This is a genomic window from Brevibacillus sp. NRRL NRS-603 (assembly GCF_003013445.1).
GTDB lineage: Bacteria > Bacillota > Bacilli > Brevibacillales > Brevibacillaceae > Brevibacillus > Brevibacillus formosus.
Window position 1 is genome coordinate 1 of sequence record NZ_PXZN01000182.1, and the last position, 858, is coordinate 858.

The following is an 858-nucleotide window of genomic DNA, read 5'->3' on the forward strand; positions in this document are numbered from 1 at the left end:
GCCATTCGCCATTGCTGTGTTTAACTGGGCAGGAACTTGGCGGATGAATTCGATTCGGTCTTCGAATTTTGCCTGATCAAAATAGAAGTAAACCGGCAATACATTGGTATACAAAATTTGTCCAACACGCAAAGACTTTTGCATGCGTTTATTCCCCCCAACGCCGGAATAGCGAATGTGGTACATCAATTGCATCCAAAGTTTTCCCTACCACAAAATTGATCAGATCATCCATGGTTTGCGGTTTCTGGTAGTAGCCTGGCATGGCAGGCAGAATCTTGACTCCCAGACGGCTTAATTTGAGCATGTTCTCGAGCTGAATCGCATTGAGAGGCGTCTCTCTCGGAACGATGACCAATCGCCGACCTTCCTTGATCATGACATCAGCAACGCGCTCCAGCAAATTGCCTGATGCGCCATGTGCGATGCCAGAAACAGTCCCCATCGAGCACGGTACTACGATCATACCGTCACAGCGATAGGAACCACTGGCTGCGGGACAATTGAAATCTCGCAGTCCCCAATAATGTAGCTCACCCGAAAAGTCTTGTTGCAGCTTCTCCTGCAACAGAGCTTCTCTGTCATCCGTGTGCCAATCCAGTTCATCACGAAATACTTGCCAGCCTGCTTCTGTAATCATCAAGTGAACGATATGTCCAGCACGCAAAAGCTCCTGGACGACTCGAACACCATAGATAGCACCACTTGCACCTGTTATCCCGACAGCCCACTTTTGCTTGTTCATGCAATCACCAAGTCAATCATCGTAAAGGTAAACATCACGACACTCAAGATGCCGTTCATATTGAAGAATGCCATATCCAGCTTGGAAAGGTCTGTTGGTTTCACCAGCGTGTG

The 858-nt window shown here is 47.9% G+C and carries 1 protein-coding gene and 1 pseudogene; both read right to left on the minus strand.

The genetic code is table 11. The annotated features are described in order from the left end of the window. Nucleotides 1–148: 148 nt before the first annotated feature. Nucleotides 149–745 (minus strand): UbiX family flavin prenyltransferase, encoded by a 597-nt coding sequence (locus C7R94_RS29780; protein ID WP_017248115.1) that lies wholly within the window; start codon nt 743–745, stop codon nt 149–151. Further along, nucleotides 742–858, minus strand: a pseudogene (locus C7R94_RS29785) (4-hydroxybenzoate octaprenyltransferase); the annotation flags it as partial. The pseudogene C7R94_RS29785 and the gene C7R94_RS29780, both read right to left, overlap by 4 nt.

Bases quoted from the DNA above. Each gene is read 5' to 3' on its own strand.
- C7R94_RS29780 (WP_017248115.1), bottom strand. From the start codon at position 745: ATGAACAAGCAAAAGTGGGCTGTCGGGATAACAGGTGCAAGTGGTGCT.